Origin of the sequence: Culturomica sp. (assembly GCF_003524185.1) — a bacterium.
Taxonomy (GTDB): domain Bacteria; phylum Bacteroidota; class Bacteroidia; order Bacteroidales; family Marinifilaceae; genus Culturomica; species Culturomica massiliensis.
This window is the reverse complement of the sequence record NZ_DOED01000016.1, coordinates 24,594-50,864: the sequence shown is the minus strand read 5'-3', so window position 1 is coordinate 50,864 and position 26,271 is coordinate 24,594. Positions and strand designations below refer to the sequence as shown.

Sequence of the window (26,271 nt, the reverse complement as noted above, 5' to 3'; positions counted from 1 at the left end):
ATTTACGATACTCTAAAACCTCATAGATCATGAATAAAACATTTATCATCATAAGCCGGGAATTCTCGACCAGAGTACGGAAAAAAACCTTCCTGCTCGTCACGGTATTCGTACCGATACTGTTCATCCTATTCTATGCTTTCCTCATGTGGATGATGCTGAAAGACGACACCCAGGAAAGAAGAATCGCAGTTGTTAACGCTTCTTCCTTAGAAAATCCGTTAGAAACCATCAATAACACAAAATTTGAATATACGGATCAAAATGTCACTGAAGCCAATGCCGCAGACTTTTTAAATAAAGAAAATTACTACGCCGTGATGTGGATTCCGGCTAATGTGATGGACAGTGCCGAAATTCCGATTTATTCCTTTTCCCAAATTACAATGGATTTAAAAGGAGAAATATCATCACAACTAAGGCGTAAAATTGAAAATATCAAAAAAAGTGTCGTTATTGCCGAATCACAAATACCCGATCTCGAAGAAAAACTGGCAGCTACCCGCACACCGGTTACCGTACGTACATTAATGGTTACAGAATCCGGAGAAGCAAAGGAAAGTTCGTCAGAAATAGCTTCAATTGTCGGATTGGCGGGGGGCTTTATCATCTATATCTTTATCTTTATGTATGCAGCCCAGGTCATGAAAGGAGTTATCGAAGAAAAAAATAACCGGATCATCGAAGTATTGGTATCTTCTGTAAAACCTTTCCAGTTTTTACTCGGTAAAATCATCGGCGTTGCCTCCGTCGGTCTCGTACAATTTCTGATCTGGATCATTCTGGGAGGTGCTGCAATGATCGCACTGCAAGCCATATTCCTTCCGGACATCGACATGGAAGCCTTACGTAATTCATCCAATATTGCTATGATGAGCCAAACCAGCGGTGTAAATCCGGAACAACTTCAGATCATCCAGAATGTAGTCAAAACAATCGAACCCGGTTTCATTCTTTCATTCCTGGGTGCTTTTATTTTCTACTTCATCGGAGGTTACCTTTTATATGCCTCTCTATTCGCAGCCATAGGCGCAGCCGTAGACAACGAAACCGATTCCCAGCAATTCATGACACCACTGTCTATTATCCTGATTGCTGCCGTATATATCGGATTTGCTGCTATGAAAAGCCCCGAATCGCCCCTGGTATTCTGGAGCTCGATGATCCCCTTCACCTCGCCTATCGTTATGCTGGTACGCATACCGTTCGGAGTTCCGGCATGGGAAATCATCACTTCCATTGTCACTCTCATCGCCGCTTTCATCTTCTTTACCTGGTTATCCGGAAAGATTTACCGCATCGGTATATTGATGTACGGTAAAAAAGTCACCTGGAAAGAATTATACAAGTGGCTAAAATATTAATCTGAAAGCGACTCTGGATGGAGTCGCTTTTTTAATCAGATAAAAATAACACCGGGCTGTAAAAAGAAGTCCGGACAATGTTTTCCTCTGCTATGTAAACATTAAAATAATTTTACAATCTTTTCTTTTAGACCGTAACTTTTTATATATTCAAGCGTCTAATAAGCAAAATCAAAACACGATTTTGAACTCAAATATTTCTAATCTTAACGCGGGGTAAATGATTCGTCTCGAGAATATCAACAAAACATACAACAACGGAGCTCCTTTACATGTATTGAAAGGAATTGATCTGACAATCGAAAAAGGGGAGTTTGTATCAATCATGGGAGCTTCAGGTTCCGGAAAATCAACATTATTGAATATATTAGGCATCCTGGATAACTACGACACAGGGGAATATTATCTCAATAACATACTGATCAAAAATTTAAGTGAAACTCAATCCGCCGAATACCGGAACAAAATGATCGGCTTCGTATTTCAGTCCTTCAATCTGATTTCATTCAAAAATGCGTTGGAAAATGTTGCCCTGCCACTTTACTACCAAGGCATATCCCGGAAACGCAGGAACATGATAGCTATGGAATACCTCGATAAACTGGGATTAAAAGAATGGGCCACACACATGCCTAACGAATTGTCGGGAGGACAAAAGCAACGGGTGGCTATAGCGCGGGCATTGGTAGGCAAACCTCAGGTAATCCTGGCGGATGAGCCGACAGGCGCCTTGGATAGCAAAACGTCAATCGAAGTAATGAACATCCTAAAAGACGTCAACCAAACCGGGATGACGATGATTATCGTTACTCACGCCCCTGACGTAGCTGCCATGACCCATAAGATCATTCACATCAAAGACGGATTGATCGGCTCCATTGAAACAACGGAAAGTGCCCCGGCGGAAAAAATCTTATTATAAACCGGCCGGGAATGGGGTTCTTTATACAAGATGCAGAACAAACAGCAGTCATAATCTCAAATAATATCGTTTTATGTTCGATGTCTGGCGTGAAATATTCAGTACGATAAAAAAGAATAAGCTACGGACTTTTCTGACAGGTTTCTCTATGGCCTGGGGTATTTTTATGCTGATCCTTTTACTCGGAGCAGGCAACGGTTTGAAAAACGGCGTCTCCTCCAATTTTGGAAATTCAGCCAAAAATACGGTCAGTTTGTGGCCGGGCAAAACGAGTATGCCGTACCAGGGACTACAAAAAGGACGCCGCATTAAATTCGATGCCAACGACGAATTTTTCCTGAAACGGGAATTTCCCAACATTTCATATTATTCTCCCAGCATCAGCCGCTGGAATACAGTCATTTCTTACGGGAAAGAATACGGGACAAACTCATTACGCGGAATAACTCCGGATTATGCTGTTATCGAAAACGTAGAAATAAAAGCAGGAAAAGGACGTTTTATCAACGAGTCCGACATAAAAGAGGCGCGGAAAGTAATTGTCATCCACCAGAAAACAGCCGACGGGTTATTCCGGGAAGTACCTCCTTTGGGAAAATATGTCATAGTAGATAAAGTAGCATATCAGGTCATCGGTATTTACGAAGACGACAATATGAACCAATTGCCGGATGTATTCATTCCACTGACAACGGCTCTGCGCATCTATAATCCGGAAGACGGATTCGGCCAAATTTCCTTTATGGTTGAAGACCTGGTTACCCAGGAAGCCAATGATGAATTCGATCAGAATATGCGGGCCAATATGGCGGTGCGGCATGCTTTCGATGTAAGCGACCGCAGAGCCATGTGGGTATGGAATAAATTGAAAAATTACATGCAAACCATGGGAATATTCAACGGTATCAACTTATTTGTCTGGGTGATCGGAATCGGGACATTGATAGCCGGTGTAGTCGGTGTAAGTAATATTATGCTGATTACAGTGAAAGAGAGAACCAAGGAATTCGGCATCCGGAAATCATTGGGAGCAACTCCTTTTTCCATTTTAAAATTAATCTTACTGGAAGCCTTGTTAATCACCAGCTTTTTCGGATACATCGGAATGATAGCCGGTGTCGGGCTGACAGAATTGATCAACAGCGCAATAAGTAGTGGCGGTAACAATGATATGAGTGTATTTAAAAATCCGACAGTCGACATATCGGTGGTCATAGCAGCGACAATGGTATTGATTATATCCGGGCTTTTAGCCGGATACTTCCCTGCCAAAAAAGCGGTCAGTATTAAACCCATAGAAGCCTTACGTTATGAATAAATGCCTCTCATTCATTATTAATTTGTAATATTCAATTCACATGTTTGATATAGATCGTTGGCAGGAAATATGGATTACGATAACCCGGAACAAAATGCGGAGTGTATTGACGGCATTCGGAGTATTTTGGGGTATCTTTATGTTGGTTGTCATGTCCGGGGCCGGTTACGGATTGCAAAACGGAGTACTGGCAGGCGTGGAAGGATTCGCGGAAAATTCGGCCTATTTTTTCAGCAATGTCACTACCGAAGCTTACAAAGGTTTCCGCAAAGGACGCTACTGGAACCTGCGTAACAACGATATGGACATGCTGGCGGCCCAGGTCCCCGAAATAAAATACATCTCCCCCATTCTATTCGGAGGCCGCAGTGACAACAATACGGTCCGGGGCGATAAATACGGTACATATTACATCAAGGGGCTAAATCCCATGTACAACTTTATCGAACCCCAATCGATGATTTACGGACGTTATTTAAATGAAGTGGATATACGTGACAAACGGAAAGTCTGTGTAATCGGTAAAAAAGTGTACGATGAAATGTTTCAGGGCACCGGTAATCCTCTGGGACATTTATTAAAAATCAACGGCATCTATTATCAGGTAATAGGAGTAAACGAACCCGTTACAGAAATAAACATCGGAGGTAATTCCAATGAATCCATCATATTGCCTTATACCGTAATGCAACAAACTTACAACCGCGGGGATATCGTCGATTGTATCGCTCTGACCTTATACGACGAAGCCAGGGTAAGCGATTATGAAGATCAAATCAAAAATTTACTGAAAGCCCGGCATTCCATATCCCCGACCGATCCGATGGCCGTACAAAGCATGAATGTAGAAAAACAATTCCGGATGTTCAGCATGCTTTTCCTGGGTATCAGCGCACTGATATGGATTGTCGGATTGGGAACATTATTGGCCGGTGTCGTTGGAGTAAGCAATATTATGATGGTCACGGTAAGGGAAAGGACAAAAGAAATAGGCATACGGAGAGCCCTGGGCGCGAAACCGAAAACCATCCTGACTCAAATTATGAGTGAAAGTCTGGTGTTAACGGCCCTGGCCGGATTTTTCGGACTGGCCTTCGGTGTCGGAATACTCAGTATGGTAGACAATGTCTTAAGCGCAAACATGAGTAAAGACACCTTTTTCCAACACCCTCAAATCCCGTTTTATATTGCGGTAATCGCTGCTTTTGTCTTACTGATTTGCGGTTTGCTGGCCGGTGTTATCCCGGCCTGGAGGGCTCTTCAGATAAAAGCCATCGATGCCATACGGGAAGAATAACATGTAATAATTGAAAATAAAATAAAGAACATATTATGAAAAAGTACATTAAGTTTGTTTTCCTGGGACTGTTTGTCGTTATATTGGTATGGACATTTATCTTTCTCTGGAAAAAATCTCAACCGGAAAAAGTGGTTTACCAAATCGTACAACCCACCATCGGTACAATACAGAAAAAAACAGTGGCAACCGGAAAAGTGGAACCCCGGGATGAAGTGCTGATCAAGCCGCAGATATCGGGAATCGTATCGGAGGTATATAAAGAAGCCGGACAGAAAGTAAAAGCCGGAGATGTACTGGCAAAAGTAAAAGTCATTCCGGAAATGGGAACATTGAATGCAGCCGAATCCCGGGTGAATGTAGCCCGGATCAATCTTTCGCAGACACAACGGGAATACGACCGTAACAAAGGGCTGTTCGAAGGAAAAGTTATTTCCAAAGAAGAATTCGAAAAAATGGAAACCGAACTGAACCGGGCCAAAGAAGAATTACAAAATGCACAGGATAATCTGGAAATTGTAAGAGACGGTATTGCCAAACGTTCCTCTCAATTCAGCAATACCCAAATCCGGGCGACCATTACAGGTATGATCTTGGACGTACCCGTAAAAGTAGGAAACTCTGTCATTCAATCGAATAATTTCAACGACGGTACCACCATTGCTTCAATTGCCGATATGTCCGATATGATTTTCAAAGGAAAAATAGACGAAACAGAGGTCGGACGGATCAAGGAGGGGATGCCTCTGACACTGACCGTCGGAGCATTACAAGACTCTAAATTCCAAGCCATACTGGAATACATATCCCCAAAGAGTATCGAAGAAAACGGCGCTATACTTTTTGAAATCAAAGCGGCTGCGGAAATTCCGGATACGGTATTCGTGCGTGCGGGTTACAGTGCAAATGCAGAGATCATTTTGGACCAAAGGACAGACGTATTGACCATTCCGGAAAGTACGGTCGAATTTAAGCAGGATTCAGCCTTTGTGCAGATCGTCCTTACCGAAATCCCGGAACAAAAATTTGAAAAACGTCAGGTAAAACTCGGTCTATCCGACGGAATAAATATTGAAGTCATCAGCGGAATTACGGCTGAGGACCGGATAAGAGGAATGAAAGAAAAGAAGTAAGCAGCAGATAGGATTATAAAGACTCTAAAGTAAAAAAAGATGAAAATAATAGGAATATATATACTGATTTTCATACTATCGCCGATAGCTATTTGGGGACAGGAAGAGCAGACACCGGAAGTCTGGACGCTAAAGCAATGTGTCGAATATGCCATCGAGCACAACATCGATGTCCGCCAGCGTATACTGGAAAAGATGAATCAGGAACTGAATCTGAATACGTCACAATACAGCCGCCTTCCCAATCTGAACGCAAGCGGATCACAGAACTTTTATTTCGGCCGGGGTCCGGGGAGGGACGGAACATATCAGGATCAATCACAGGCCAGTAGCTCGCTTAACGTATCGGCAAACGTACCCGTATTTTCAGGGTTCCGGATACACAACGACGTAAAAGCCAAAAAGATGAGCTTACAGGCTGCCGTAGAAGAACTAAACCGGACAAAAGAGGATTTATCTTTAAATATTACCTCCTATTATCTTCAGGTATTACTGAATAAGGAATTACTGAATGTCGCAGAAGAACAGGTAAAGTTAAGTAAAAGTCAGGTTGAACAGACTGAAATACTGGTCCGGAACGGTAAAAGCCCGGAGTCGGAATTATTTGATGCAAAAGCCGCTTTAGCCAGGGAAGAATTAAACCTTACCCAGGCAGCAAATAGCTTAAAATTATCATTACTCGACCTAAGCCAGCTACTCAACCTGGAAAGTCCGGAAAAATTCGATATTGTAATGCCCGATCTGGAAAATATCATTGTAGAAGAAATGTTGAACCTGCAAACTCCGGTAGAAGTATTTACGCATTCAGCCGGCAATCGTCCGGCAATAAAAGCCGCAGAATTCAGACTGCAAAGCAGTGAGAAAAATTTAAAAGTTACACGCTCTGCCTACTATCCGACCCTGTCACTGGGCGCCTCCTACAGTAATGCCTACTATCATACCTATAATCTTGAAGGATCCCGCAATCCGTCTTTTTCCTCTCAGCTGAGCAATAACGGAAGCGAATCGGTCGGATTAAATTTAAGTATTCCCCTGTTCAACCGCATGGCCACCCGTAATCAGGTGCGTATGGCCCGTTTGGATATTGAAAACCAGCAATTACAATTGGACAATACCCGCCTGATCTTATACAAAGAAATCCAACAGGCCTATTACAATGCCGTAGCCGCACATGAAAAATACCGTTCTTCGGAAAAATCGGTTGAAGCCTCACAAATAGCTTTCCAATACGAAGAACAAAAATACAAGGCGGGAAAATCTACCAGCTACCAATTCAATGACATCAAAACCCGTTTGGCCAAATCCTTGTCGGAAGTCTTACAAGCCAAGTATGATTTTATCTTCCGGTCTAAAATCCTGGATTTTTACAATGGAGCTCCGTTGTATTAACCAGAAACAAGCAGATAACAAATGTGCCTCTCAAATGTCAAAACGATAATTTTGAGAGGCATTTTCAATATTAGAGTACCCCCTTCATTTACAAACGGTTCTGAATACAAAATTACAACTCCGACAATTCCCCGTCTCCGTAAATTAATTCCTTAATCCCGATAAAATAATAAATTCAATATCTTTTATAAATCTTTCTTCCCGATTTCACGTTCCTTATCTAAAAAAAAAGATATGAAAAAAAGAATGACATTTATCGGTATTTTACTCCTGACTTCTTATCTGGCTTTACCTTCACAGGCATGTACCCGGGCCGTTTATCTGGGTCCCGACAACATGGTAATTACAGGACGTACCATGGATTGGAAAGAAGATTTAAAATCCAATATTTATCTTTTTCCACGCGGAATAAAAAGAGCCGGAGCCGACAGCGGCAACACGATCCACTGGACCTCCAAATACGGGAGTGTCATCACCGCCGGCTATGATATCGGCACCTCGGACGGGATGAACGAAAAAGGACTGGTGGCCAATATCCTCTATCTCACCGAATCCTCTTACGACCGCCCCAACGACACCCGCCCCGTAATGGGTATCAGCATCTGGACCCAATACGTCCTGGATAATTTTGCCACAGTCGACGAGGCTGTTAAGGAACTCCGAAAAGAGCTTTTCCGCATCGACGCTCCCGACATGCCAAACGGATCGAAATCCACACTTCATCTGGCAATTTCGGATACAAGCGGCAACAATGCAATCTTCGAATACATCAACGGCAATCTTGTTATTCACGAAGGACGCCAATGTCAGGTAATGACCAACTCTCCGACTTACGAACAGCAAATCACCCTCAACAACTACTGGAAACAAATAGGCGGTTTAGTCATGTTACCGGGAACCAACCGGGCTGCCGACCGCTTTGTCAGAGCTTCCTTTTACATAAACGCCATCCCGCAAACCGCCGATCAAAGAGAAGCAGTCGCAGGTGTATTCAGTGTTATGCGCAATGTATCGGTGCCCTTGGGAATCTCCACCCCCGATCAACCCAACATTGCCTCTACCCGTTGGCGTACCGTCTCTGACCAGAAAAACAAAATTTATTTCTTTGAATCCACAATGACGCCGAACATATTTTGGGTCAATTTCCGGGATCTGGATTTTTCTTCCGATGCACCGGTCAAAAAACTCAATCTCTCGAACGGTGAAATATATGCCGGTAATGCAGCTTCACAATTCAAAACCAGTCAGCCGTTCAAATTTCTGTTCGAATGAGACAAAGCGGGAAATTCCAGGTTAAGACTCCTGGAATTTCCGGCTTGCCCGGAGCATATGCCGCAATATACTCACCAACTCCTGTGATTCCTGTAATAAATTCAGGTACACCAACGACAATTTTACACTGCCGTTTTCTTCCTGCATTCGTTCGATCTGCAGCTTGTGAAGAGTTGATAACTTTACTTTCAGATTTTCCCCTTCTGCCAATGTCTGCTCGGCTTGTGCATACTGTCCGGCAGAAATAATTTCCCGGGTTTGCTGCAATAAAGCAATCAACTCATCCCTGACCGGAATAAATTCTGCAGCACTTTTGACCGGTAGCGGATTAAAATTGTTGTCCACATGTTCTTTACAAGGCTCACAAATCCGTTTCAGACAATACATCAATTGCTCACTGCTGTTACTGCCCAGATGGAACCACGTATTTTTTTCGATGGCAATATTTCGTTCTATCCGGCGCATCCCCAATGTCTCTTTTCGTCTGATTTTTTTCAGCTTGTCCTTTTCCTCATCCGTCACTGCAACAGCCTTCCGCAAACTCTTCAAATCCTCGTGAATAAATCCGTCCGTCATTTGTAAATAAATTGCAGACGCAAATCCCAGTACTTTTACCAGATTCTCACTTACATGCCGCCGAAGCAGACTCCAGATTTCCTTCTTATCTTTAGCATACAAAATACACTGAAACAATTCGTCTTCTTTTTCGCTCTTCAACTTTTTGCGGTAACGCTTGTTACTGTTAATCAACATCAATACAGCGACTCCGATCATAATCAACATCGCCGCTATCCCCCCGTAAAACATGATTAATGTTACCAGAAAGCAAATGATAAAAGCAGCCCCCGCCGTAATAAACCAACCGCCGATCACCGAAAGTACGCCCGTCACCCGAAATACGGCACTTTCCCTGCCCCAGGCCCGGTCTGCCAAAGAGGAGCCCATAGCTACCATAAAAGCGACATAAGTTGTGGAAAGCGGTAACTTCATGGAAGTCCCCAAAGCAATCAATAACCCGGCCAACACCAGATTCACCGAAGCCCGGACCAAATCAAACGCCGCTCCGTTTGCAATAATCGCCTCATCTTTATTAAACCGACGGTTCAGCCAATGCTTCACCCCTTCCGGCAATACCCTCGATAACGTATTATTCAGACTTGTGGAAAAGCGTACCAGACTACGGGCAATAGCCGAAGAACCGAACATCTCATTACCTTCCTCCTGACGGGAAAGGTCTACGGATGTCTTAATGACATTCCGGGCCTTCTTGGATGTAAACAAGGCAATAACCATGATAACACCCGATAAAAATAAAAACAAAAAAGGCGTACGTGCCGGTTCATTCAAAGCTCCCATAAAATAACCGGATGCATCAGCGTTTCCGTTAGCCATAAAATCCGAATAAGAAGCCAATCCCGCCAAAGGTACTCCGACAAAGTTCACCAAATCATTCCCGGCAAAAGCCATCGCCAGAGCAAACGTACCCAACAACACCACAACCCGGAAAACATTTATCTTACACCAATGCAAAAGCTGCATCAATACGGTAAAAAATACAAAACATCCGCTAACTATTAAAACCGTATTCTCCTTCACCCACAATTTAAGCTCTGCCGTCATAAAAGAGGCGTCTTTAACTCCCTTAATCAGCATAAAATAAATAATTGCCGTAACTGCAATGCCCCCGAAAAGTCCGATCGTCCACTTCAATTTTGTTTTATAATTGAACGTAAACAGGATACGGGACAGGTATTGTACCAGAGAACCGAAGAAAAAAGCAACAGCTACCGACAAAAAGATACCCAAAATAACGGTCAGTGCTTTTTCGGTATTCAGCAGCTCGGCAAAAGTGAGGACATCTCCACCCGATGCAATCTTTACCAGAGCCAAAGCAAAAGTTCCTCCCAGCAACTCAAAGACCATCGATACGGTCGTTGACGTAGGCATTCCCAAAGTATTGAAAATATCCAGTAATACCACATCCGTCACCATCACCGCCAGAAAAATACACATCAACTCATTAAAATAAAATGCTTCGGGCCGGAAAATTCCGTGACGGGCAATCTCCATCATACCGTTACTCATCGTAGCACCACAAAAAATTCCGATGGCAGCAATAACAATGATCGTACGAAAAGAAGCAGCTTTGGCGCCGATAGCTGAATTTAAAAAATTAACGGCGTCATTGCTAACCCCGACAAACAAATCAAAAATTGCTAATAAAAAGAGAAAAATAATGATCCCCAGATAAATTGTTTCCATTCTTATATTTTTGCTTACAAATGCAAAAATATGAAGCGAATGTTACGCTCCTGTTTCAAAATTGTTACAAAATTATTACGACGCAAATATATTCCTGTCCGGATATTCTAATAGCGTAACAAATTCGTATCATTCTCTCATAAAAGCAAACTCCTCCAACAAAAAAACACAGTGAAAAAATTCACTGTGCTTTTTCTGAATGATCCCGGATTATTCGCAAACGATCCAAAATCCCATATATTATTCCCATTCAGGAGCATCCTGATGCATCAAATATCTGACAAAAAAATCGTGGATCCGGCGCATCTCAAAATTACCTCCCAGACTATGAGTATGATTAGGCAGATACAACTGCTCGAAATTCTTACCCGCTTTGACAAGGGCATCCACCACCTGTAAAGTGGAAGCAGGGTCCACATTATCGTCCAGTTCCCCGTTTATAAGCAATAACTTACCTTTCAAACGCCAGGCATTATCCACATTTGAACAGGCGCTGTATGATTCATCGATCGGATATCCCATCCATTGTTCGTTCCACCAGATTTTATCCATACGGTTATCGTGACACCCGCACAAAGCAACTGCCGCCTTGTAAAAATCATTGTGAAACAACAATGCCGCCATTGCATTCTGACCGCCGGCAGACCAACCGTAAATGCCGACACGGGAAGTATCCAACGCAGGATATTTCTGTGCCGCTGCTTTTATCCAGGCAATCCGGTCCGGGAAACCGGCATCTTTCAGGTTTTTCCAGCATACGTCATGAAAAGCTTTCGAACGGTTAGCCGTTCCCATACCGTCGATTGTCACGACGACAAACCCCAGGTCACAAAGCCGGGAAGTCAGATGATTGTATGCCCGGAAATATTTATCGACATGTGAATCATGCGGTCCGGCATAAATCATCTCCACCACCGGATAAGATTTTTGAGCATCAAACCCGGACGGGCGGTATATGTTTCCCCAAATATCTGTTTTACCGTCGCGTCCCTTAGCACAAAACACCTCCGGTATCTGCCATCCGGTAGCCAGCAAATCACGGATATCCGCTTTTTGTATTTCTGCCACCCGACTCCCGTCTGCCCGTTTCACAACACTGACATAAGGCATATCCGGACGGGAATAGACATCTGTAAAATAATTCCGGTCTTTTGAGAAAACAACATAGTGATCGGCATTCTCCGGTGTCAGGTCGACAAAACCGCTACCGTCAAAATTGATCCGGCAATAATGAAGGTTATAGGGATCTTCTCCTGCATGAAGTCCGGAAGCAGTAAACAAAATCGTTTGATTGGCCTCATCCACATGTTCCACTTCCCGGACAACCCATTCTCCTTTCGTCACCTGATTGATTACCTTGCCCGTTTCACCGTCGAAGCGATAAAGATGTCTCCAACCGTCCCTTTCTGATATCCATAATATTTCTTTACCGTCGTTCAGATCATGCCGGAAATTACGGCCATAATAAATAAACGTCGGCGATTGTTCATCTATCAACGGCCGGATATGTCCGTCTTCCGCACTCACTTCGGCAACGATATAACGTTGATGTCCCCGTTGATTAAACTCGAAAGTAAAGGCCCGGCTATCTTCCCGCCAACCCGTCAGATTCAAATAAAATTGATTTTCAAAAGGCAAAGTTTCCAAAGAAATCTGACGCTTTGACGTAACATCAAACAACGCAGGCAAATATACCGGCAACACATCCCCCGGTTTAGCATAATCGCGCCATTGCAGAATCGGTTGTTTTTGGCTCTTCGGACTCGACTCAATCAAAGGAATCCGCCTCTCCTCCATATCCCGCACTTTAATTACGGCTAACTTTTTAGAATCCGGCGACCAATTGATATCGGAAGAATAATAAAAATCCTTTATACCGTCCATGCTCAAAGCATATTCTTTATTGTCCGATAAATCGCGCACGTATATATTGTTGTCCCGATTGAATGCCTCCCATTTTTTATCGGGAGACATCACCCGCTTTTCAGCTTTTTTATCGTAACGCTCCCATTTTCTCTCCTGCTTTTCAACCGTTCCTTTTTCTGTCAACTTATTTGTACGAACATGATAAAACCACTTTTTTCCTTGAAACTCAAATTCAAAACCACTCCTGTCCGTCCGAAAATCAATCTTACGGAAGGGTAATTTCATGGCATTTACTTTTTCACCGCTGGCTTTAGTCAAAGCCAGTGCCAATTTTTCAGCCTGAAAAGCTTTTTCCTTTTTTCCGGTTTCAGCATTCACCAACCAAAAAACATCTCCTTCCCGACCGTGGTTAAGATACCAAAAATAATGGGAATCCCCGATCCACACCGGATTTACAGCATTGTCATACACCCGCTGGGCATTAGCCGACAAGGTATCGATACGACGGTAATCTGCTTGTGTTACCTGTGCCAAAATACAAAGACTCCATCCCAGACACAAGCTTAATAAAATTATCTTTTTCATTTATTCATCCCGAGTTTTAAATAAATCACACTCCTGTTTATAAGAAAAGCCGCCCGAAAGCGGCTTTACTCTTTAATCTATCTTATGAATGACTAAGCCTGAACGCAACTTAGGCTCAAACCATGTCGTTTTCGGCGGCATAATATTACCCGTATCGGCAATATTCAGCAATTGTTCCATAGATACCGGATACAAAGCGAATGCCACTTTCATCTCACCATTGTCCACACGTCTTTTCAATTCACCCAGACCACGGATACCTCCGACGAAATCAATTCGCTTAGAAGTACGCAAATCCTGGATATCCAGGATGTCAGCCAAAACGTGTTTGGATAAAATGGTCACATCCAACACTTCTATCGGGTCATTATCGTTATATGAACCGGGTTTAGCCGTCAAACGATACCATTTACCACCCAAATACATACTGAATTCATGCAGTTTGGCCGGATGATAAATCTCCGTACCCATATCTTCAACTTTAAAGCAGGCATTCAGCTTATCCAATAATTCAGCTTCCGTCAAACCATTCAGATCTTTTACCACCCGGTTGTAATCGATAATCTTCAACTGATGATCGGGGAAATGAACGGCCATAAAGAAATTGTATTCTTCATTACCGGTATGATTCGGATTTTTAGCTTTATATTCTGCTCCGATGCGAGCTGCTGCTGCGGTACGATGATGCCCGTCAGCTACATAGGTATACGGAACTTTCGTTGCAAACAATTCCTCCAACCGCTTGTTGGTTTCCGGACAATGGATTGCCCAGAAATGATGTCCGAAACCATCCTCCGCTACGAAATCGTAATCCGCTTTCTGATTCTTCACAACGTTTTCAACGATCGCATCAATCTCAGGTACAGCACGGTAAGCAAAAAATACCGGTTCCAGATTCGCATTTACATAACGGGTAAGCACCATGCGATCCTCTTCCTTGTCAGGACGGGTCAATTCATGTTTTTTAATAATCCCGTTCATATAATCCTCACAGGCAGCACAACCGACGATCCCGTATTGAGTACGTCCGTCCATCGTTTGGGCATAAATATAAAATTTAGCTTCATTATCCTGTACCAACCACCCTTTTTCCTGGAACATCTTGAAATTCTCCACACTCTTGTGGTAAACGGTTTCCGAATGAATATCCGTTCCCGGAGGGCAATCTATTTCGGCACGTGTCACGTGTAAGAGAGACTTCGGCTTCCCGGCAGCCATCTGAGCAGCCTCTTCCGAATTCATCACGTCATACGGCAGACAAGCCAACTCTTCGCACACAACTTGATTCGGAGTACGTAAGCCTTTAAATGGTTTTACTATAGCCATAAATTATAAATTTGGAAATTTGAAAATCAGAATAAAAACAGAAGATGTGGAAGTTCAATATATTCAAATCCCCACATCTTCAAATTTTCAAATCATTATTTGTTTACTTTGAATTTAGCATCTCCGTGTTCCAGATAAGCTACAATCTGACGGGCAGCTGCAAGACCGGCATTAATATTAGCCTCTTCGGTCTGGGCTCCCATTTTTTTCGGAGTAAAGAAATAACGGCCTTCAAACGGTGCATATTCGGCAGCATTATCCGGCGCGATATCAGAAATGTATTTGAAATCAGGCCGGTCAGCCATCAATTTCAACAAACCTTCCTCATCGATTACTTCTTTACGGGCCGTATTTACCAATACAGCTCCTTTCGGCATCCGGTTAACCAATTCATAATTGATTGATTTTTTCGTCTTCTCCGTAGCCGGAATATGCAAAGAAACATAATTACACATACCGTACATCTCTTCTACCGAATGCAATGGAATAGCTCCGGCAGCTTTGATTTGCTCGTCGGTCATAAACGGATCGAACGCATATACCTCCATTCCGAAGCCCTTAGCGACACGTCCGACATTTTGTCCGACATTCCCGTAAGCGTGAATACCGATCTTTTTACCTTTCAGTTCAACTCCCGATTTCCCGTTATAGAAATTACGGGCCATATAAACCATCATACCAAATACCAATTCGGCAACGGCATTTGAATTCTGTCCCGGAGTATTCATAGCGACAATACCCCGATCCGTGCAAGCCTGCAAATCGATATTGTCATACCCGGCTCCGGCACGTACAATTACTTTCAGGTTCTTCGCAGCATCGATCACCTCTTTGGTAGCTTTATCTGAACGGATGATCATAGCATCCACATCAGCAACCGCAGCAATCAATTCGTCCTGAGAAGTATATTTTTCCAATAATACCAGTTCATAACCCTGGGCTTCTACGATTTCACGGATCCCTTTTACAGCAACCGCAGCAAAAGGTTTATCGGTAGCAATTAATACTTTTGTCATGATTTCAATTTTTAATTATAAATTATAGACTTTAAAAAGTAAACTTAAAATTCACTATTTAAAATCTATAATCTAAAACTGTATTATTTTATATGTGCTTTTTCGAATTCTGTCATTGCAGCCAACAAAGCATTCACATCATCCATCGTACAAGCATTATAGGTAGATGCACGGAAACCACCCACTGAACGGTGACCTTTCACACCTACGATATTCTTGGTCTTACAGAAATCCAGAAAATCTTTTTCCAATGCCTCATATCCTTCTCTCAATAAGAAAGGAATATTCATACGGGAACGAGAGCCTTCTTTGACAACCGGACGGAATACCTTACTGGTTTCCAGGTAATTGTAAATTGCGTCAGCTCTTTCGATAGCACGTTTCTCCATCTCTTTCACACCGCCCATTTCTTTTACCCACTTCAAGGTTTCTTTTACACCGAAGATATTGATACAAGGAGGTGTGTTATACATAGATTCCTTGTCCACATGGGTCTGGTATTTCAACATCGTAGGAATAGGTCTGTCAGCAACCACATGTTTCAGGAATTCATCCTTAATAATAACAAAAGTTACACCGGCAGGTCCGAGGTTCTTCTGGCAACCGCCGTAGATCATTGCATATTTGGAAACATCTACCGGACGACTGCATATATCTGAAGACATATCGGCCAACAAGGGCACCGGAGAAACCGGATCTTTAAAAATTTCCGTACCACGGATCGTATTATTAGAAGTGATATGCATATAATCCACGTCCGCAGGAATCGTAAATTCAGGATAGTAAGTAAAACCGTCTGCTTCAGAAGAAGCCACAACCTCTACTTCACCCCAAAGCTTAGCTTCTTTGATAGCCGCCGTAGACCAAGTTCCTGTATTTACATAAGCAGCTTTCTTTTTCAAGAAGTTATACGGAATCATGCAGAATTGCATACTGGCACCACCTCCTAAGAAAAGTACATGGTATCCTTCCGGAATATTCAATACTTCTTTAAACAAAGCCACAGCTTCATCATATACAGCCTGAAAATCAGCCGAACGGTGGGATACCTCCATGATAGACTGACCGGTATTACCAAATTCCAATACGGCAGCTGCTGTATTCTTCAATGTAGAATCGGGCAATTTACACGGCCCGGCGTTAAAAATATGCTTTCTCATATCGTATAGTATTAATGAAATTATAAATTAAGTTTCTTTCGGAAACGTTACAAATATGCAATATTTATCTTTAAAAACATCCTTTTTATAAGAAATTGTTCCCCTTTTCTTCAAAATCAAAATCATTCTATTTATCCAGATTTTTCCGGCAAAAGAGGAAAACATCTTTTTAAAAGAAAGGCATTTTGACAATCTTGGCTTTCAATGCTTTATTTCTTACGCGGATAAAAATTTCCGTATCAAGCTTATGAAAACCGCTCTTTACATAACCGGTTCCGATTGATTTCCCCGTCAAAGGAGATACCGTACCGGAACATACAACACCGATCTCATTGCCTTCGGCATCTTCAATCGGATATCCCTGACGGGCGATACCTTTATCCAATACCTCAAATCCTTTCAAATAACGGGAAGGTTTATCTTCTTTCAGTTTTTCATGATAAGCACGGTTGATGAAATCATTACCCGGTACAAACTTGGTAATCCAGCCCAAACCGGCTTCAATCGGTGAATGTTCGTCGTCGATTTCATGTCCGTACAAACAGAAACCGGCTTCCAGACGCAAGGTATCCCGGGCTCCCAAACCGATCGGCTTGATACCGAACTCTGCCCCGGCTTCAAATATGGCATTCCATAACTTGTCGGCATCCTTATTATAAGCGTATACTTCGCAACCGCCGGATCCGGTATACCCCGTTGTCGAGAAAATAACCTTATCTATTCCGGCAAACGGAATCTCTTTAAATGTATAGTATTCCATATCCGTAACATTCTCCTTGGTCAGTTTTTGCATTATTTTCAATGCCAAAGGACCTTGGATAGCCAACTGACAGATATCATCGGATGTATTCTCCAGATCAACTCCCGGTTTCATACCCATTTCTTCTGCATACTTCACAACGTGATTCCAGTCTTTTTCAATATTGGCTGCATTAACCACCAGCAAATATTTTTCAGCGCTGAAACGATAAACCAACAAATCGTCAACAATCCCGCCGGTTTCGTTCGGGAAGCAACTGTATTGCACTTTACCATCCGTTAAAGCAGCCACATCGTTAGAAGTCAGCTTTTGCACCAAATCGAATGCTTTCGGACCCTTTATCCAAAATTCTCCCATGTGAGATACATCAAAAACGCCGGCTTTCTCACGGACAGTCAGATGTTCATCTTTAATTCCGCTGTATTCTATCGGCATGTTATATCCGGCAAAAGGAGCCATCCTTGCTCCTAAAGCTTCATGAAAATGCGTAAACGGTGTGGTCTTCATTTGTTGTTATTTTTTAATGTTTATATAATTATTACTTCAAGTACAATACTCGCAAACGTTAGCACTCAACAAGACTCAGAACAACTCATTTTTAAAAATTGCCCATCCATGCAAAACTTTACAAAGATATAAGATTTATTCCTTTCCTCTCCTTTTTCATCCGCTTTTTATTTTCCCAAATCATAAACAAAATAAGACATATTCTTTGAATTTTCGATTCTTTTATTGTAACTTTAAAGTTTGGAATTGCAGATAAATTTTATTTCTATATGAATATAACACATCCGAAATCTATCCGCTTCTATAGCATTGAAAGACGAACTATTAACTGACGCCTAAATACAAATTGAAGAATAAAAACTAAATTAAAACAATGACCATGGTTATTAAATTGCAAGAAAAAGAGGGTATCAAAATTGCAAGGTTAGCAGAATTATCCAGATTCACTTTATCTATTACGGAAGAAATAAAAAATGAATTGAAACCATTGCTGAGTATTCCGAAAACCAAACTGATTTTAGATCTGGAAGACATCACGTTTATCGACAGTAGTGGTATCGGATGTATCATTTCTCTCGTCAAAACAGCCAAGAGTAACGATTCTACTTTCAAAATATGTTGTCTGAACAAAGACGTCGCAACAGTATTCGATCTATTGCATTTACAAATGATTCTCGATATTTATCCCGATGTGGAAGCCGGTATTCAAAGTTTCCGGGAATAAAAAAGAGGGTGCGCGAGCACCCTCTTCTCATTTTATTATATCCGATTTGTAAATCAGCATCCCAATGTCGCAACCATAACAGCTTTTATCGTATGCATTCGGTTTTCAGCCTCATCAAAAACGATGGAATTCGGCGATTCGAAAACCTCTTCTGTCACTTCAATGCCGTTCAATCCGAATTGTTTCTGAACATCACGTCCCACTTGTGTTTCCAGGTTATGATAGGCCGGTAAACAATGCATAAACTTACACTTTTTATTGCCCGTCATTTCCATTACTTTAGCATTTACCTGATAAGGCATCAACAATTTAATACGTTCTGCCCATACTTCTGCAGGCTCTCCCATAGAAACCCACACATCCGTATACAAGAAATCACATCCTTTTACACCGGCTTCAACATCATCCGTTACAGTAACCTTAGCTCCGGTTTCTTTCGCTATTTCCTTGCAGGTAGCAATCAATTCAGCATCCGGTTGTAAAGCTTTAGGGGCAACGATCCGTACATCCATTCCCATTTTGGCGCCTCCGACCATCAAAGAATTACCCATATTAAACCGGGCATCCCCTAAATAAGCAAAAGTTACCTGATTCAACGGTTTATCCACATGCTCGGACATCGTAAGGAAGTCAGCCAGAATCTGTGTCGGATGGAATTCATTTGTCAAACCGTTCCATACCGGAACACCGGCATATTTTGCCAGTTCCTCTACAGTAGCCTGGGTAAATCCGCGATACTCAATACCGTCATACATACGTCCCAACACACGTGCCGTATCTTTCATCGATTCTTTTACACCGATCTGCGATCCGCTAGGTCCCAGATAAGTCGTATGCGCACCCTGATCATAAGCGGCCACCTCAAAAGCACAACGTGTACGGGTAGAGGTCTTCTCAAATATCAAAGCTATATTCTTACCCTTCAAACAGGGTTGTTCTATACCGGCATATTTGGCTTTCTTTAAATCAGCAGCCAAATCCAATAAATATTTAATTTCCGTCGGAGTAAAATCCAACAACTTCAGAAAATTTCTGTTTCTCAAATTAAAAGCCATATCGTATCAATTTAAATTGTAAATTTCAGACAGTAATCTTAAATTTTCATGTCGAAGACAAATGTATAATTTTAATTTGGAGATTTGAAAATTTGAATGCGAAGGATTCATTTTTTATTTTCAGAACTCCAGATTTCCGATTCTTCATACTTAATCATAATGCATGGTAATCTTCGAACCGTACCGGCGGTCCTCCAATTTCGTGGCCTCCGTAATAACCGCTTTCTGACCTCCTTTCTCCACAAAAGCCAGACAAGCCCGGATTTTGGGTGCCATACTTCCTTCACCGAACATACCGGCTTCCAGATACTTTACAGTATCCGCATAGTCCAGAAATTCCAGAATTTCCTGGGTCGGTTTACGATAATCCTTATATATATAAGGTACATCTGTCAATATATACAACTCATCTGCTTTCACCCGGACTCCGATCATGGCCGATGCCAAATCTTTATCGATAACACCTTCGATCGGCTGCAACATACCTTCCGCATCGACATACACCGGTATACCGCCGCCACCTCCCGTAATGACGATACTTCCGGCACGAGCCATACGTTCTACCAAAGGAGCATTTTTAAAATCAACCGGCGCAGGAGAAGGTACCACACGACGCCATCCGCCTTCCACCTTTATCTCTTCCTTAAAAATCCAACCGTGCTCAGCATGTAATTTATCCGCTTCTTCCTTCGTATAAATCTTACCCACCCGCTTCGTGGGATTCTGTAAAGCCGGATCATGCTGGTCCACTACAACCTGCGAAATCATAGAGATGACATGCCGGCTTAAATTATGCTCCTTTAATATATTGCGCAAATTCCGTTCGATCATATACCCGATCTGTCCCTGTGAATAAGCCACACACATATCCAACGACATCGGAGGCAAACCGTACATTCTCACACCGGCATCATCACTCATCAAGATATTTCCGACCTGCGGGCCGTTACCGTGCGTAATAATCAAATTATAACCGTCCCGGATCAAATAAACCAAATTTTCCAACGTCTCCCGTATATTTTGATTCTGTTCGGCTACAGTTCCTTTCTGATTGCCCCGGAGGATCGCATTTCCTCCCAATGCCACCACTGCTAATTTCTTTTCCATTTCTTTTAATTTTGTTAGTTCCTTCTTTTTGAAGATTACTGTACAAATTTAAAGAATAGGAAATTTACTAAAAATAGGAAAAAATAATTTTGTTGATTTTTAAACCTCTGAACACCAATGATTAGTATAATTATTCTTTCATTTTATATAATTATGCAGCGTAAAAATTCGTTTTTTTGAAAACGTTTGAGAAAAATTCAACCGGCAAAAATTATTCCTTTGTACCGAATCTGTAATCGTCAATCAGGCTGAATATTTTTGCTCCGTATTTTTCTACCACTTTTTTCCCTATCCCCGGAATCTTTAATAATTCCTTACCATCGGCAGGCAACAAATTACATATCCCGACCAAAGCAGCTTGTCGCATAACCATATAAGCAGGCAATTTCAAGGCATCGGCTTCCTGTTTCCGCCAATCCCGTAAAAGCTTGTATAACTCAGGATGCCTGATATCCGCCGAAATTTCGGCTCTATCCGAAGCAAGCCCTGTTCCCGTCGTACTTTTAGATCTGGATTTCGCTTTCGCCTTCCCTTTAGAAATAGCGGCTTTCGCTCTCGCCGACAAATAAGCCGTTACAGAAAATCCGTCTTCCGCAGCACCTAAAGTTTCCATTTTAACGTCTGCTTCCCGCTGTAAAGCTTCCAAAGCTTTCTCTATTGTTTTCCGGATTTCTTTATTATCTATTTCGGGTTGTGCCACAGATAAAAACGCAACCACCCAATGTTCCATTTTTCCTTCAAAATAGATAACCCCTTTCTGTATTCTCTCCTGTATCTGGCTATCGTGCTCATAATCATCACTCCGGACTATCAGTTGACGCAATTGATTCTGAAACTTTTCTCCGACGGCCGTCAATTCGCTGTAACAGCAATCCCGGACTTCCCGGCAACGCCCCGTCAAATCCGGATACAATTTGGCCAGATGCTCTCCAAACAACCAGGCAAGTTGCTGCAATTTCTTCCACAAAACCGTGTAATCGAATAATTCGGTCACCAACTCCATATAATAACGACGACCGGCCTCTTTCAATTCCGGTAATCCCGGGCGATTTTGTCCGACCTGTTCCGTAAAATATTCTACCGCCTTATCACGGATCATAACATGACTGCTCAAAGGAGAATTCAATACCAGGCCCTCCAGCGTTTTACAACGACTCAACGCTACATATACCTGACCGTGAGTAAAGGCCGCCGAAGCTTCGATAATCGCATGTTCAAACGTCAACCCCTGACTTTTATGTATGGTAATGGCCCAGGCCGTTTTTAAAGGATATTGCCGAAAAATACCTTCAACCTGTTCGGTTATCTCTTTGGTCTCCGGATCAACAGAATATTTTGTATTCATCCATTCTTCCCGGTTTACCTCTATTTCCTCTTTGTCTCCACGACAAAGAACTTTTATCCGGCCGGGACCGATTTCCGTCACTTTTCCGATTTTACCGTTATAATAACGCTTCTCCGGAGAAGAATCATTTTTTACAAACATCACTTGTGCCCCTTTTTTCAGCACCAAACATTCGGATGTCGGAAATGCAAAAGCCGGAAAATTATCTTGAATCTCTGCCGTATACGAATATGCTGTAAACCCGATTTCCTCCAGCTTACGGTCATTGATCTGCTGTGCCTGGCTATTGTGTGTCGTCAACGTAATATAATCCTCGGTGTCATCAGGTACGAAGCCGGGAATATAACGACTGTTCAGCTTCTTTAAGGTAAACTCATCCACCTGATTGGCCCGGATCCGGTTGAGCAAACCGATAAACTCGTCGTTCACCTGACGGTACACATGGGTCAGTTCTATACTGATATAGGATGTCTGCTGTAAAGCTTTACTATTAAAAAAGAAAGGCGAATCATAATATGCTTTCAGCAAATCCCATTCCTCTTCCTTTACCACCGGAGACAGTTGTTGCAAATCCCCGATCAGTAACAATTGTACACCGCCGAAAGGCCGGTTCCGGTCGCGGTAGCGACAAAGCATATCACTTACAGCATCCAGTAAATCGGCACGCACCATACTGATTTCATCGATCACCAACAAATCAATACTACGGATAACGTCTATCTTTTCCCGGCCGAACCGGTGGGAATAACGATTCGAAGCCGTTGTTCCCTCTGCTTTCTGACCAGGGACATAAGGACCGAACGGCAACTGGAAAAAAGAATGTATCGTCACTCCTCCGGCATTGATTGCAGCTACACCCGTCGGTGCCAGAACAACCATGCGTTTAGGAGATTTCGTTTTCAGTTGTTGCAAAAAAGTCGTTTTACCCGTACCCGCCTTTCCGGTCAGAAAAACATTCGTACCGGTATATTGCAAAAAACGATAAGCCAAATCCAACTCCTTATTCGTCTCCATAACTCACATTGGAATTCCGGATTTACGATCTTAAATTTCCCGCCGAAACGAACTCCGGATTTTAACCGTAAATTTAAAATCGTAAATCATCAGTTAATAAAACATCTGCCCAATTACGGCATCAGCTCTCCTCTAAATCCTACTTCTTATTCCATATATTTAATAAGCTGATTCCCTAATCCGACCCGATAACCCTGGGATAAAAAGACAACCTCACCCTTCGCATTTACCATAACGATCAAAGGCAGATTTCCTGCATTTTTCAATTTCAAACGGGTTTCCAGCATCTGTAAAATCGTCCCGTCATTATCATATCCGAGCAACAAATTCGAAGGCAAGGGCCTGAAATCATGCCGTGAAAACTTCCCGGCCTGTGTGCGGTCTGTAAACAAAAACAACATAGGTATCCCTTTCGCCTCAAAATCAGCCTTCATCCCACTCATATCCCGAAGTAAATGATTGGTCGGCTCCTGATTTGCCCCAATAAGCGCCAGTGCCGTATATCCTTTGACTGGCAACGGTAAATACTTCATCTCCGGACCTTCCTCCGGCATATATTTTACTTTTGTATCGATTATACCCAATGTTTTCAACGACTCAACCACCTTTCTTATCTCCATATCCACCTCCGTCAGTTTCCCCGACTCCACCCGGAAAGAAGTAATGCCGGACAACACCGAACCGTCACTTTTCCGGTTCCCCGTTACCAGAATATAATCTCCGGTTTCCAATTCCACCGGCTCTTTAAATATTGTACTGTAATTCATTCCACCTCCCATATCTACTTGCGAATTGCTACCCAAATCGATCAAGTGAGCCTGACCGTTTTCAATTTTAGAAATTGTAAAATGCGTATAATAAACGGGATCTGAAATACTTTTTCCCACATTATGGATCATCAGCTTGCCTTTGGGCATCACCCCCTGCTCCCTCGCAAACACAACCGGGCGCCAGCCTTCACCTGCGTTATACTCCGGCTTGCCGTTCAAAGGATTCAAGCGGGCAGCAATCCCCAAAGTACGACAGGCCGCCACAAAAAACACCTCCTTAGAGCGGGTATCGGTAACCATTACCCGCAATACTCCAACAGGAGGAGTCACGAAATTAATCGTATTTATAGAATCGTTTAACCGGATTTTCTGCATCCAATCGGTCAGGTCCTCCGGGGTTCTGATGTTTTCATTCTGCAAATAAGCAGCTAACGGCTCCCGGTAAGCCGTGATAAACTCGTTCCTGATCCGGGGATTTAAAATATAATTTTTATAGAAAACAGGGTACGCCATACCGGATAAATTATATTCAGCATAAACAGGAGTTTCAGCATACTTCCGGGCCTCATGCAGGTGATCCGACAAAATAACAGCGGTAATATCCTGTAAATCTTTATCCTGTAAAACACCGAGCAAATCCAAGGCTGTTCTATTCTGAACCGTACTCTGATCCTTTACCGATTCCAAAAACCGGACGATTTCCTTATAATTTCCCCGGGCAGTTTTGATATACCTGAAAAACGAATCCGGATCATAGCCCCACTCTTCCGCCAGTTGCCGGGCTTCCTCCTTATTCATAAACGTAGCGATATATGCGTTTCGTAAGGAATCTTCATACATAAAACGACGGTCATTCAATGCCCGTTCGGTATCTGTTGTCAAAGCCTGATATTCTTTTTCCGGGGGCGGTACAATATCGAATACATCCCGGTATGCTTCACCTTCTTTCTTATCGAGAACAATCACAACGGTATCGGCAGTTGCCGCCCGTAATTCTGCAAAACCGTAATTTCCATCTTTATAAGCCCAGACAATCCAATCGCCCAAACCGACCGTTAAAGACGACTTTCCGGCCTCATCGGCCGTTAAAGTCACAGCCGGATAATATTCTCCGTAATTATATATCTTATATTGTACAACAGCTCCGGCCACAGGCTTTCTATCCGTATCCTGTACTGAGACAACGACCTTTTTTACTCCGGTATAATTACCCGTAACATTGACACTCGTCAAATTTGCATTCGTTGCTACCACCTCTTCGTTTGCCGGATATTTACCGAAAACCCGGGCTTCCATATACAATCCCCGTCGTACCGGTGCGGTAAACCAAGCAATATCCAGGCGGGGTTCGGGCTCGCAAGCCCCCAGGTATTTCCACTGCCCGTCGACCCATACTTCCACCCAGGCATGATTATCGTCACAGTGCGCCCAACGCGGAGTATACACCTGCCGGGCAGGTATTCCGACCGAACGCATAGCGGCCAACGTAAACACCGATTCCTCCCCGCAACGTCCGTAAGCCGTTGTCGTCATTGTCAAAGGAGCACAGGTCCGCGCATTCGTAGGCTGATAAATGGCCTTCTCATGACACCAGTGGTTGACTTCCAGAGCAGCTTCTTCCATAGTAGGGCAGGCCGTGACCCGATCTTTCAACTCCCGATAAAATACAAAGCGCGACGAATCCAATCCCTCGTTATGTCCCCGTACCGGTAATACAAAATGCCGGAAAATATCTTCCGGGATATGCCTACCCCAAGGCATCTCTTCCCTCAATTGGAATGACATCCTTACATTCTTCAGTAAAAACTCCCCTCCATACCAGGCCAAATCAGCCAAAGGTGCATAAGCATACAAAAATTGAAGAGCCTCCCGTTCTTCCAGCGTCATCGGTTCATCGAATACGGCAAACAGATTTTCCGGAGCATCCGATAACAACAATTTTTTACCTTCAAAATCCTGCAACACCGTTTTCCGGTAAGTTTCATCCGTAAGAAAATGCTTTTCCTTCTTACAGGCTGTCAATACGGCTACAACCAGTATCAGGCTGCACACCACGCGAATCATTATTTTCATATATTT

Annotated in this window: 18 protein-coding genes; 8 read left to right on the top strand and 10 right to left on the bottom strand. The window is 42.7% G+C overall.

From position 1 onward, the window contains the following. Window positions 1–29: 29 nt before the first annotated feature. The 7 genes from DD657_RS06595 (at window position 30) to DD657_RS06565 (ending at window position 8,695) form a co-directional block, all read left to right on the top strand. Window positions 30–1,364, top strand: coding sequence for an ABC transporter permease (locus DD657_RS06595; RefSeq protein WP_021988317.1), 1,335 nt, complete (start codon window positions 30–32; stop codon window positions 1,362–1,364). A 220-nt stretch (window positions 1,365–1,584) separates the two neighbouring features. Then, window positions 1,585–2,286, top strand: a complete 702-nt coding sequence (locus DD657_RS06590) for an ABC transporter ATP-binding protein (protein WP_021988316.1) — start codon at window positions 1,585–1,587, stop codon at window positions 2,284–2,286. 73 nt (window positions 2,287–2,359) lie between these two features. Continuing rightward, window positions 2,360–3,604 (top strand): ABC transporter permease, encoded by a 1,245-nt coding sequence (locus DD657_RS06585; protein WP_068690116.1) that lies wholly within the window; start codon window positions 2,360–2,362, stop codon window positions 3,602–3,604. A 40-nt stretch (window positions 3,605–3,644) separates the two neighbouring features. After that, window positions 3,645–4,901, top strand: a complete 1,257-nt coding sequence (locus DD657_RS06580; RefSeq protein ID WP_021988314.1) for an ABC transporter permease — start codon at window positions 3,645–3,647, stop codon at window positions 4,899–4,901. A 35-nt stretch (window positions 4,902–4,936) separates the two neighbouring features. Then, on the top strand, window positions 4,937–6,034 hold the full coding sequence (locus DD657_RS06575) for an efflux RND transporter periplasmic adaptor subunit (RefSeq protein WP_021988313.1): 1,098 nt from the start codon (window positions 4,937–4,939) through the stop codon (window positions 6,032–6,034). Window positions 6,035–6,073: 39 nt separating this feature from the next. Next, window positions 6,074–7,423 (top strand): TolC family protein, encoded by a 1,350-nt coding sequence (locus DD657_RS06570; RefSeq protein ID WP_021988312.1) that lies wholly within the window; start codon window positions 6,074–6,076, stop codon window positions 7,421–7,423. A 234-nt stretch (window positions 7,424–7,657) separates the two neighbouring features. Continuing rightward, window positions 7,658–8,695 (top strand): linear amide C-N hydrolase, encoded by a 1,038-nt coding sequence (locus tag DD657_RS06565; protein WP_437124767.1) that lies wholly within the window; start codon window positions 7,658–7,660, stop codon window positions 8,693–8,695. 21 nt (window positions 8,696–8,716) lie between these two features. Here DD657_RS06565 and DD657_RS06560 read toward each other — a convergent pair whose 3' ends face one another. From DD657_RS06560 to gcvT, 6 genes are all read right to left on the bottom strand, one after another. Beyond that, window positions 8,717–10,957, bottom strand: a complete 2,241-nt coding sequence (locus DD657_RS06560) for an inorganic phosphate transporter (protein ID WP_118773442.1) — start codon at window positions 10,955–10,957, stop codon at window positions 8,717–8,719. A gap of 240 nt (window positions 10,958–11,197) precedes the next feature. Beyond that, the gene (locus DD657_RS06555) at window positions 11,198–13,408 is read right to left on the bottom strand and encodes a S9 family peptidase (RefSeq protein WP_287049116.1); all 2,211 of its coding nucleotides are present in this window, start codon (window positions 13,406–13,408) and stop codon (window positions 11,198–11,200) included. A gap of 72 nt (window positions 13,409–13,480) precedes the next feature. After that, complete coding sequence (locus DD657_RS06550; protein WP_021988308.1) at window positions 13,481–14,734, bottom strand: DUF1015 domain-containing protein; 1,254 nt, start codon at window positions 14,732–14,734, stop codon at window positions 13,481–13,483. Between the two features lie 95 nt (window positions 14,735–14,829). Next, window positions 14,830–15,750 carry a 3-phosphoglycerate dehydrogenase gene (locus DD657_RS06545; protein WP_021988307.1) on the bottom strand — a complete coding sequence of 307 codons (921 nt, stop codon included), beginning with the start codon at window positions 15,748–15,750 and terminating at the stop codon, window positions 14,830–14,832. An 83-nt stretch (window positions 15,751–15,833) separates the two neighbouring features. Continuing rightward, window positions 15,834–16,910 (bottom strand): 3-phosphoserine/phosphohydroxythreonine transaminase, encoded by a 1,077-nt coding sequence (gene serC / locus DD657_RS06540; protein ID WP_021988306.1) that lies wholly within the window; start codon window positions 16,908–16,910, stop codon window positions 15,834–15,836. 169 nt (window positions 16,911–17,079) lie between these two features. Then, window positions 17,080–18,177, bottom strand: a complete 1,098-nt coding sequence (gene gcvT, locus DD657_RS06535) for a glycine cleavage system aminomethyltransferase GcvT (RefSeq protein WP_021988304.1) — start codon at window positions 18,175–18,177, stop codon at window positions 17,080–17,082. A gap of 379 nt (window positions 18,178–18,556) precedes the next feature. Here gcvT and DD657_RS06530 point away from each other — a divergent pair, with 379 nt between their 5' ends. Next, window positions 18,557–18,901 carry an STAS domain-containing protein gene (locus DD657_RS06530; protein ID WP_068690125.1) on the top strand — a complete coding sequence of 115 codons (345 nt, stop codon included), beginning with the start codon at window positions 18,557–18,559 and terminating at the stop codon, window positions 18,899–18,901. A gap of 53 nt (window positions 18,902–18,954) precedes the next feature. Here the strand turns inward: DD657_RS06530 and DD657_RS06525 are convergent, their stop codons facing one another. From DD657_RS06525 to DD657_RS06510, 4 genes are all read right to left on the bottom strand, one after another. After that, the gene (locus DD657_RS06525; RefSeq protein ID WP_021988302.1) at window positions 18,955–19,956 is read right to left on the bottom strand and encodes an ornithine carbamoyltransferase; all 1,002 of its coding nucleotides are present in this window, start codon (window positions 19,954–19,956) and stop codon (window positions 18,955–18,957) included. A 150-nt stretch (window positions 19,957–20,106) separates the two neighbouring features. Further along, on the bottom strand, window positions 20,107–21,063 hold the full coding sequence (locus DD657_RS06520; protein ID WP_021988301.1) for a carbamate kinase: 957 nt from the start codon (window positions 21,061–21,063) through the stop codon (window positions 20,107–20,109). 211 nt (window positions 21,064–21,274) lie between these two features. Continuing rightward, the gene (locus DD657_RS06515; RefSeq protein ID WP_068690127.1) at window positions 21,275–23,422 is read right to left on the bottom strand and encodes an HRDC domain-containing protein; all 2,148 of its coding nucleotides are present in this window, start codon (window positions 23,420–23,422) and stop codon (window positions 21,275–21,277) included. A 146-nt stretch (window positions 23,423–23,568) separates the two neighbouring features. Beyond that, complete coding sequence (locus DD657_RS06510; protein ID WP_287049113.1) at window positions 23,569–26,265, bottom strand: transglutaminase-like domain-containing protein; 2,697 nt, start codon at window positions 26,263–26,265, stop codon at window positions 23,569–23,571. Window positions 26,266–26,271: the final 6 nt, after the last annotated feature.

Excerpts from the sequence above, each read along its gene's own strand:
- DD657_RS06595 (WP_021988317.1), top strand. The coding sequence starts at position 30 with ATGAATAAAACATTTATCATCATAAGCCGGGAATTCTCGACCAGAGTA.
- DD657_RS06590 (WP_021988316.1), top strand. The coding sequence starts at position 1,585 with ATGATTCGTCTCGAGAATATCAACAAAACATACAACAACGGAGCTCCT.
- DD657_RS06585 (WP_068690116.1), top strand. The coding sequence starts at position 2,360 with ATGTTCGATGTCTGGCGTGAAATATTCAGTACGATAAAAAAGAATAAG.
- DD657_RS06580 (WP_021988314.1), top strand. The coding sequence starts at position 3,645 with ATGTTTGATATAGATCGTTGGCAGGAAATATGGATTACGATAACCCGG.
- DD657_RS06575 (WP_021988313.1), top strand. The coding sequence starts at position 4,937 with ATGAAAAAGTACATTAAGTTTGTTTTCCTGGGACTGTTTGTCGTTATA.
- DD657_RS06570 (WP_021988312.1), top strand. The coding sequence starts at position 6,074 with ATGAAAATAATAGGAATATATATACTGATTTTCATACTATCGCCGATA.
- DD657_RS06565 (WP_437124767.1), top strand. The coding sequence starts at position 7,658 with ATGAAAAAAAGAATGACATTTATCGGTATTTTACTCCTGACTTCTTAT.
- DD657_RS06560 (WP_118773442.1), bottom strand. The coding sequence starts at position 10,957 with ATGGAAACAATTTATCTGGGGATCATTATTTTTCTCTTTTTATTAGCA.
- DD657_RS06555 (WP_287049116.1), bottom strand. The coding sequence starts at position 13,408 with ATGAAAAAGATAATTTTATTAAGCTTGTGTCTGGGATGGAGTCTTTGT.
- DD657_RS06550 (WP_021988308.1), bottom strand. The coding sequence starts at position 14,734 with ATGGCTATAGTAAAACCATTTAAAGGCTTACGTACTCCGAATCAAGTT.
- DD657_RS06545 (WP_021988307.1), bottom strand. The coding sequence starts at position 15,750 with ATGACAAAAGTATTAATTGCTACCGATAAACCTTTTGCTGCGGTTGCT.
- serC (WP_021988306.1), bottom strand. The coding sequence starts at position 16,910 with ATGAGAAAGCATATTTTTAACGCCGGGCCGTGTAAATTGCCCGATTCT.
- gcvT (WP_021988304.1), bottom strand. The coding sequence starts at position 18,177 with ATGAAGACCACACCGTTTACGCATTTTCATGAAGCTTTAGGAGCAAGG.
- DD657_RS06530 (WP_068690125.1), top strand. The coding sequence starts at position 18,557 with ATGGTTATTAAATTGCAAGAAAAAGAGGGTATCAAAATTGCAAGGTTA.
- DD657_RS06525 (WP_021988302.1), bottom strand. The coding sequence starts at position 19,956 with ATGGCTTTTAATTTGAGAAACAGAAATTTTCTGAAGTTGTTGGATTTT.
- DD657_RS06520 (WP_021988301.1), bottom strand. The coding sequence starts at position 21,063 with ATGGAAAAGAAATTAGCAGTGGTGGCATTGGGAGGAAATGCGATCCTC.
- DD657_RS06515 (WP_068690127.1), bottom strand. The coding sequence starts at position 23,422 with ATGGAGACGAATAAGGAGTTGGATTTGGCTTATCGTTTTTTGCAATAT.
- DD657_RS06510 (WP_287049113.1), bottom strand. The coding sequence starts at position 26,265 with ATGAAAATAATGATTCGCGTGGTGTGCAGCCTGATACTGGTTGTAGCC.